The sequence below is a fragment of the Micromonospora tarensis genome, from assembly GCF_016803395.1.
Classification (GTDB): Bacteria; Actinomycetota; Actinomycetes; order Mycobacteriales; family Micromonosporaceae; genus Micromonospora; species Micromonospora tarensis.
In genome coordinates this window covers 1-6,478 of sequence record NZ_JAEVHL010000310.1, presented here as the reverse complement: position 1 = coordinate 6,478, position 6,478 = coordinate 1, and the positions used below count along the sequence as shown (strand labels likewise).

Here is a 6,478-nt window from a genome sequence, read left to right as displayed (position 1 = left end):
CGGGCGGCGGGCGGCGGACTGACTGGCCGGGACTGGACCTGGACTTGCCCGGCCCTGGGTTCGGGGCTCGGGGTGGTGGCTCGGCGGGTGGTGCGGTTGGTGGCCCAGGGTGGGTGGCAGACTGGTGGGGTGAGTGAAAGCGAGCTGGTCCGCCTGAAGCCCCGCCGTATCCGTGTGGTCTGCTGGTCGGCGGCGGTTGCCCTGGTGGTGGTGTTCGGTCTGGTTGCCACCTCGTTGAGTGGGCCGACCGGCGGCGGTTACGGCAGCTTCCAGCGCGGTGACCAGATCGCCATGATCGGTCTGGGCGTCTTCGGTGCGCTGGGATTCCTGCTGTTCACCCGCCCGCGGGTGGAGGCGGACGCGCGTGGCGTCCGGGTGCGTAACGTGATCAGCTCCTACGAGCTGCCCTGGGAGGTCGTCCGGGGTGTCCGGTTCGACCGGGGCGCGCCGTGGGCCAGCCTGGAGTTGCACGACGACGACCTGCTGCCGATGGTCGCACTCCAGGCCGCCGACAAGGAGTTGGCCGTCGACGGGGTCCGCGCGCTGCGTCGCCTGCACGAAGCCCACCAGGCCCGCCTCGCCGAACGCGCCGTCGGCCGCTGACCGCCCGGCGCTGACCTCGCGCGTCTAGCCCGGGCACGTGCGCGGATCTCGGCGGGGCGGGGTCGGACACCCGGCGCGCGTATTGACGGCGCGCCCCGGGTGTCCCGGTTTGGGGGTGACCGGGGTGGCGGTGTAGTGTTGTCGAGTCGACCAGGCTGTCTCCGCGTGCGAGCAGACAGCCTTGAAAGCGGAGCGCCTGCTCCCACCCGAGTCGCCGCTACGGTGGCCGGGTCCGGTCACCGGTTCCGGGCATGTCCCGGTCCCGGGCGTGTGATCCTGTGATCACGCGCTGACCGGTCGAGCGGGCCCTGGCATGCGCCGGGGCCTTCTGCTTTTCACGTCGGTTCCCTCCCGGGAGCCGCAGGGGTCGGCACCTGAGCAGAAACGACTCGAGGAGGCCCCATCAGCGTCGAACCACGCGTGAACGAGCAGATCCGGGCACGTGAGGTCCGACTGGTCGGCCCAGAGGGTGAGCAGGTGGGCATCGTCCCGCTGGAGCGCGCTCTTCAGCTGGCCGCGGACGTCGATCTGGACCTGGTCGAGGTTGCGCCGATGGCGCGCCCGCCGGTGTGCAAGCTCATGGACTTCGGCAAGTTCAAGTACGAGAGCGCACTGAAGGCGCGCGAAGCGCGGCGTAACCAGCAGCAGACCGTCATCAAGGAAATGAAGCTTCGGCCGAAGATCGACCCGCACGACTACGAGACCAAGAAGGGTCACGTGGTGCGGTTCCTCAAGGCGGGCGACAAGGTCAAGGTGACGATCATGTTCCGCGGTCGCGAGCAGAGTCGCCCGGAGCTGGGTTACCGGCTCCTGCGTCGGCTCGAATCCGAGATCACGGACCTGGGATACGTCGAGGCCGCTCCCAAGCAGGACGGCCGAAACATGATCATGGTTCTCGCTCCGCATCGGGCCGTCAAGGCCTCCGCGGTCGCCGCCACGGCGTCCCGCGTTGGACCTCGGGACCGGGCAGCGGACGAGTCCGCCGCTCCGGAAGCCGATGAGACCGCGGCGGTCGGCGAGACCGCAGCAGCCGGTGACACCGGCCTCGCCGCCGACACCAGCGGCGAGTAACAGGGGAGAGACGTTCCACATGCCGAAGATGAAGAGCCACACGGGTATGGGTAAGCGGGTCAAGGTGACCGGCAAGGGCAAGATCGTTGCCCAGCAGGCCGGCCTCCGTCACAACCTGGAGAAGAAGCCCTCCACCCAGACCCGCCGGCTGACCGGCACGGTCGTGCTGGCCAAGGCCGACGTCAAGCGCATCAAGAAGCTGCTCGGCCGCTGACGCGCGCCACCTTTACGTAAGAAGGAGTTGAGATGGCACGCGTCAAGCGGGCTGTGAACGCCCAGAAGAAGCGTCGTACCCTGCTGGAGTCCGCGAGTGGTTATCGCGGTCAGCGCTCCCGGCTGTACCGCAAGGCCAAGGAGCAGGTGCTGCACTCGATGCAGTACGCCTACCGGGACCGTCGCGACCGCAAGGGCGACTTCCGGCAGCTGTGGATCCAGCGGATCAACGCGGGCGCCCGGGCCAACGGGATGACCTACAACCGGCTGATCCAGGGCCTGCGTCTGGCCGGCATCGAGGTCGACCGCAAGATCCTGGCCGACATGGCTGTCAACGACGCCGCCTCGTTCGCGGCGATCGTCGAGCTGGCCCGGGCCGCGGTCACGGCCGAGGGCACCGGCGGCGCGGCGGCTCAGGCCGCCTGATCCCCACGCACCAGAGCGAGGCGTCTCCCGGGTCGGCACCGCCGTCCGGGGGGCGCCTCGATCGTGCCGGAGGAGCGCACACCATGGCCTTCACCCCGCGTACCCCCAGGGTTGTCGCCGCCCGCCGGTTGCAGCGCCGCCGGGACCGCGACGCCACCGGCCGTTTCCTGGCCGAGGGCCCGCAGGCGGTCCGCGAGGCCCTCGCCCGGCCGGGGGTGGTCACCGAACTGTTCGGTACGACCACCGCCCTCGACCGGCACCCGGAGCTGGCCGCCGCGGCGGCCCACGCCGACGTGCCGGTCTCCGAGGTGACCGACGACGCCCTCGCCGCGCTGGCCGAGACCGTGGCCCCGCAGGGGCTGGTCGCTGTCTGCCGGCACCTCGACGTGCCGTTGGAGCGGGCCCTCGCGGGCGCGCCCCGCTGGTGGCGGTGCTCGCCGCGATCCGCGACCCGGGCAACGCCGGCACGGTGCTGCGCACCGCCGACGCGGCCGGGGCGGGCGCTGTGGTCTTCGCCGGCGACGCCGTCGACCCGTACAACGGCAAGTGCGTGCGGGCCTCGGCCGGTAGCCTCTTCCACGTCGACGTGGTGCGCGCCGCCGACCCGGTCGCGGTGGTCGACGCGCTGCGCGCCGCCGGGCTGTCGATCTTCGCCACCACCGGGTACGGCGACAGCGACCTGGACGACCTGACCGACTACGGTCGGCTCGTCGGGCCCACCGCCTGGCTGTTCGGCTCCGAGGCGCACGGCCTGCCCGAGGAGTTGACCGCCGCCGCGGACGCCCGGGTGCGGGTGCCGTTGTACGGGCGCGCCGAGAGCCTCAACCTGGCTGCCGCCGCCGCCGTCTGCCTGTACGCTTCAGCGAGAGCGCAGCGCTGAGGTGACCGCCTCCGGCGCGACTGACAGCAGGGGAGAGCGTCCGTCCATGAACGCGACACGGCGTTCGTTTAGCCAGCCCGCCGGTGTCGGCGGGCGGCGGGCCTGACCTGCTCCCTGCGCAACTCCTACCGGCGGGCTGCGGCGCAGCCGCGCGTCCGTAGACTCGCTTCGCCGCCCCGATGAGGGCTGGCGCCGCCGTGAGGGAGTGCCCGTACGCCATGAGCTACCGCAACGATCCGTACGACCCGAAGCAGGTCGCCCTGCTCGACCCCGCCGCCCTGGACGAGGCTGTCGCGGACGCCACGAAGGCGTTCACCGCGGCCGCCGACCCGGACGCGCTGACCGCGCTGCGCTCGGTGCACCTCGGTGACCGGTCCCCGGTCTCCCTCGCGCGCCGGGAGATCGGCGCGCTGCCGCCGGCCGCGAAGTCCGACGCCGGCAAGCGGGTCAACGAGGCCCGCCGCGCCATCGAGGCCGCCTACGCCGAACGCGCCGAGGTGGTGGAGCGCGAGCAGGCCGAGCGGGTGCTGGTCGAGGAGCGGGTGGACGTCACCCTGCCCTACGACCGGCGTCCCCGGGGTGCCCGACACCCGTTGAGCACCCTGATGGAGTCGATCGGCGACCTCTTCGTGGGGATGGGCTACGAGGTGGCCGAGGGGCCCGAGGTCGACCTGGAGTGGGTCAACTTCGACGCGTTGAACATCCCCGCCGACCACCCGGCGCGCGGGTTGATGGACACCTTCCACATCGCACCGGAGGGCTCCGGCCTGGTGCTGCGGACGCACACCTCGACTGTGCAGACCCGCACGATGCTCAGCCGCAAGCCGCCGATCTACGTGATCGTGCCCGGCCGCGTCTACCGCACCGATGAGATCGACGCCACCCACAGCCCGGTGTTCCACCAGGCCGAGGGTCTGGTGGTCGACAAGGGCATCACGATGGCGCACCTGCGGGGCACGCTCGACCACTTCGCCCGGGCGATGTTCGGCGCGGAGGCGAAGACCCGGTGGCGGCCGCACTACTTCCCGTTCACCGAGCCGTCGGCGGAGTTCGACGTGTGGTTCCCGGAGCACCGCGACGGCCCGCAGTGGGTCGAGTGGGGTGGCTGCGGCATGGTCAACCCCCGGGTGCTGCGTGCCTGCGGGGTCGACCCGGAGGTCTACTCCGGATTCGCCTTCGGCATGGGCATCGACCGGACCCTGATGGTTCGGCACGGGGTCAGCGACATCCGCCACCTCTTCGAGGGTGACGTGCGGTTCAGCCGCGCGCTCGGCACCGGGGCGTAGGCGATGCGGGTACGAGACACGGGAACGGTGGTCTGAAGTCATGCGAGTTTCTGTCAGTTGGCTGCGGGAGTACGTCGACCTCCCCGCCGACCTGCCCACCGGTGACCTGGAGCAGGCCCTGGTCGACCTCGGCATCGAGGTCGACTCCGTGGTGGACCTGGCCGCGACCGTCACCGGCCAGCTCGTCGTCGGTGAGGTCCGCGAGATCGAGGAGCTGACCGGGTTCAAGAAGCCGATCCGGTTCTGCCGGGTCGACGTCGGCGCCGCCAACGGCACCGGCGAACCGCAGGAGATCGTCTGCGGGGCCCGTAACTTCGCCCCCGGTGACCGGGTGGTGGTGATCCTGCCCGGCGGTGTGCTGCCCGGCGGCTTCGCCATCGGCGCCCGCAAGACGTACGGGCACAACTCCGCGGGCATGATCTGCTCGGCCAAGGAGCTGGGCCTGGGTGACGACCACGACGGCATCATCGTGCTGGGCCCGGACGTGACGGCCAAGCCGGGCGACGACGCGCGCCCGGCGGTCGGCCTCGACGACGTCGTGTTCGAGCTGGAGATCACCCCCGACCGGGGGTACGCGCTGAGCCTGCGCGGCCTGGCTCGGGAGCTGTCGCACGCGTTCGACGTGCCGTTGCGCGACCCCGCCCTGGTGCCCGCGCCGAGCGGCACCGAGACGCCGGCGTACCCGGTGGAGGTGCGTGACACTGTCGGCTGCGACCGGTTCACCGCCCGGCTGGTCCGGGGTGTCGACCCGAGCGCGCCCACCCCGTCCTGGATGCAGCAGCGGCTGGTTACCGCCGGCATCCGCAGCATCTCGCTGCCGGTCGACATCACCAACTACGTGATGCTGGAGCTGGGCCAGCCGATGCACGCCTTCGACGCCGACCGGATCGCCGGGCCGCTGGTGGTCCGCCGTGCCGAGGCGGGGGAGAAGCTGACCACCCTGGACGGCGTCAACCGGGTGCTCACCGCCGACGACATGGTGATCTGCGACGACACCGGCCCGATCTCCCTCGCGGCGGTGATGGGTGGCGAGACCAGCGAGGTCGTCGCCGGCACCACCAGCGTGCTCTTCGAGGCGGCGCACTGGGACCCGGCGATGGTGGGGCGTACGGCCCGCCGGCACAAGCTGTTCAGCGAGGCCGCGAAGCGCTGGGAACGGGGCGTCGACCCCGCCGTGGCGCTCGTCGCGTTGGAGCGTGCCGTGCGGCTGCTCACCGAGCACGGCGGCGGCACCCCGGGCGCGGAGATCCTGGACATCGACCACGTCCGGCCGCGTACCCCGATCACCCTGCCGGCGGACCTGCCGACCCGGCGGGTCGGCGTCGAGTACCCGCCGGCGCGGGTGGTCGCCCTGCTGGAGCGGGTCGGCTGCACCGTCGCGCAGGGCGCGGACCGGCTCTCCGAGGACCCGGGCGCGGTCGGCACGGCCAGCGGCGCCGGGGCGGTGCTGAGCGTCACCCCGCCGACCTGGCGGCCCGACCTGACCGACCCGGCCGACCTGGTCGAGGAGGTGGTCCGCCTCGACGGGTACGACCGGGTGCCGTCGGTGCTGCCGACCGCGCCGCCCGGGCGCGGCCTGACCCCGCGCCAGCGTCGACGCCGGGCGGTCGCCCTGTCGCTGGCCGAGCGGGGGTACGTGGAGGTGCTCGCGCACCCGTTCGTGTCGGTGGAGCTGGCCGACCAGCTCGGCCTGCCGGCCGACGACAGGCGTCGGCCCGCGGTGCGGCTGGCCAACCCGCTGTCCGAGGAGGAGCCGCTGCTGCGCACCACGCTGCTCGGTCCGCTGCTCGGCATCCTCAAGCGCAACCTGGGCCGGGGGCACCGTGACCTCGCCCTCTACGAGATCGGCGCGGTCTTCCGTCCGCGCGTCGGCGCCGGCAGCCCGCCGGCCATGGGGGTGGACCGCCGCCCCACCGACGCCGAGTTCGCCGCCGCCGACGCGGTGGTGCCGGCGCAGCCGGTGCACGTCGCGGTGGTGCTCGCCGGTGACCTCGACCCG

Annotated in this window: 6 protein-coding genes and 1 pseudogene; all 7 read left to right on the top strand. The window is 72.4% G+C overall.

The features are described 5' to 3' along the window. Nucleotides 1-129: 129 nt before the first annotated feature. Nucleotides 130-603 (top strand): PH domain-containing protein, encoded by a 474-nt coding sequence (locus JM949_RS32370; protein ID WP_203151879.1) that lies wholly within the window; start codon nucleotides 130-132, stop codon nucleotides 601-603. A gap of 420 nt (nucleotides 604-1,023) precedes the next feature. After that, nucleotides 1,024-1,674 carry a translation initiation factor IF-3 gene (gene infC, locus JM949_RS32365; RefSeq protein WP_203151878.1) on the top strand — a complete coding sequence of 217 codons (651 nt, stop codon included), beginning with the start codon at nucleotides 1,024-1,026 and terminating at the stop codon, nucleotides 1,672-1,674. 19 nt (nucleotides 1,675-1,693) lie between these two features. Beyond that, nucleotides 1,694-1,888, top strand: a complete 195-nt coding sequence (gene rpmI, locus JM949_RS32360; protein ID WP_007458415.1) for a 50S ribosomal protein L35 — start codon at nucleotides 1,694-1,696, stop codon at nucleotides 1,886-1,888. A gap of 32 nt (nucleotides 1,889-1,920) precedes the next feature. Beyond that, complete coding sequence (gene rplT, locus JM949_RS32355) at nucleotides 1,921-2,313, top strand: 50S ribosomal protein L20 (protein WP_030488429.1); 393 nt, start codon at nucleotides 1,921-1,923, stop codon at nucleotides 2,311-2,313. 83 nt (nucleotides 2,314-2,396) lie between these two features. Next, nucleotides 2,397-3,193 (top strand): annotated as a pseudogene (locus JM949_RS32350) (TrmH family RNA methyltransferase). A 218-nt stretch (nucleotides 3,194-3,411) separates the two neighbouring features. Further along, nucleotides 3,412-4,479: a phenylalanine--tRNA ligase subunit alpha gene (pheS, locus tag JM949_RS32345; protein ID WP_203151877.1), complete on the top strand. Its 1,068-nt coding sequence runs from the start codon at nucleotides 3,412-3,414 to the stop codon at nucleotides 4,477-4,479. 40 nt (nucleotides 4,480-4,519) lie between these two features. Further along, on the top strand, nucleotides 4,520-6,478 hold a 1,959-nt coding region (pheT, locus tag JM949_RS32340), incomplete at its 3' end, for a phenylalanine--tRNA ligase subunit beta (RefSeq protein WP_203151876.1).